The 1,733-nt window shown below is 61.6% G+C and carries 2 protein-coding genes; both read left to right on the top strand.

Annotated features, from left to right (window positions below; genetic code table 11):
* On the top strand, positions 1 to 780 hold a 780-nt coding region (locus HX846_RS27820; protein ID WP_178966521.1), incomplete at its 5' end, for an alpha/beta fold hydrolase.
* A 27-nt stretch (positions 781 to 807) separates the two neighbouring features.
* Positions 808 to 1,428, top strand: a complete 621-nt coding sequence (locus HX846_RS27815; protein ID WP_003209312.1) for a TetR/AcrR family transcriptional regulator — start codon at positions 808 to 810, stop codon at positions 1,426 to 1,428.
* Positions 1,429 to 1,733 lie beyond the last annotated feature (305 nt).

Raw genomic sequence — 1,733 nt, 5'->3', positions numbered from 1 at the left:
ATCGCCGCGCTGCAAGGCCATCTGCAGGCCAAGCGCCAGCTGCGCCGCATCTCCAGCGCCAGCTACCTGGTGAGCCTGCTGGACAGCCAGATCGACAGCCCCGCCACCCTGTTCGCCGACGAACAGACGCTGGAAGCCGCCAAGCGCCGCTCCTACCAACAAGGCGTACTCGACGGCCGGGACATGGCCAAGGTATTCGCCTGGATGCGTCCCAACGACCTGATCTGGAACTACTGGATCAACAATTACCTGCTGGGCAAGGAACCGCCGGCCTTCGACATCCTGTACTGGAACAACGACAACACCCGCCTGCCCGCCGCGCTGCACGGCGACTTGCTGGACTTCTTCAAGCACAACCCGCTGAGCCATCCCGGCGGCCTGGAGGTGTGCGGCACGCCCGTCGACTTACAGAAAGTCACGGTGGACAGTTTCAGCGTGGGCGGCATCAACGACCACATCACGCCGTGGGACGCGGTGTACCGCTCCACCCAGCTGCTGGGCGGCGACAAGCGCTTCATTCTGTCCAACAGCGGGCATGTCCAGAGCATCCTCAACCCGCCAGGCAACCCCAAGGCCAACTACGTCGAGAACCTCAAGCTGAGCAGCGACCCGCGCGCCTGGTACTACGACGCCAATCATGTCGAGGGCAGCTGGTGGCCCAACTGGCTGGCGTGGATCCAGCAGCGCTCCGGTGTACAGCGCGAAACACTGACCGCCCTGGGCAACCAGAATTACCCACCGATGGAAGCGGCGCCGGGCATCTATGTGCGAGTCCGCTGAGCCCCACGACGACTTTAAGAAGACTGGATGAAGACCCGCGACCGTATCCTTGAATGTGCCTTGCAGTTGTTCAACCACAAGGGCGAGCCGAACGTGTCGACCATGGAGGTGGCCAATGAAATGGGGATCAGCCCCGGCAATCTCTATTACCACTTCCATGGCAAGGAACCGTTGGTGCTCGGTCTGTTCGAGCGCTTTCAAAACGAATTGGCGCCGTTGCTCGATCCGCCGGAAGACGCACAACTGGCGGCCGAGGATTACTGGCTGTTCCTGCACCTGATCGTGGAGCGCATGGCGCACTATCGGTTTCTGTTCCAGGACCTGTCGAACCTGGCGGGTCGCTTGCCGAAACTGGCCAAGGGCATCCGCAACCTGCTGACGGCGCTCAAGCGCACGCTGGCCTCGTTGCTGGCCCGCCTCAAGACGGATGGGCAACTGGTCAGTGAAACCCAGGCGCTGGGGCAGTTGGTGGAACAGATCACCATGACCTTGCTGTTTTCCCTGGACTACCAGCGGATTCTCGACCGAGAAGGTGAGGTGCGGGTGGTGGTGTACCAGATCATGATGCTGGTGGCCCCGCATCTGCTGATGCCGGCGAGGCTGGCGACAGAGAGGTTGGCGCTGCGCTACCTGGACGACGCGGACTAAAATGTGGGAGCGGGCTTGCTCGCGAAAGCGGAGTGTCAGTCAATACATGTGTGACTGATCCACCGNNCCGCTCCCACATTGGATTTGTGTTGTTCTGTAGATTCCATAAAAAACGCCCGACCTTCGCAGGCCGGGCGTTTTTATGTGTCCCGTAAAAATCAGGACTGACTGGTAGGCGTCGGGGTTGCCGGCGTTGCAGTCGGGGTAGCAGCAGGCGTCGGTGGCGTGACCGAGTTGGTCGCCGGCGCTGCAGTTGCAGGCTTGGCCGCTACCGCTGGCTTCGGCGCTGCTGGCTTTTTGGCTAC

The sequence above is a fragment of the Pseudomonas sp. K5002 genome, assembly GCF_013386655.1.
Taxonomy (GTDB): domain Bacteria; phylum Pseudomonadota; class Gammaproteobacteria; order Pseudomonadales; family Pseudomonadaceae; genus Aquipseudomonas.
Note: the sequence above shows the minus strand (reverse complement) of the source record. Positions and strands in the feature narration are given on the sequence as shown.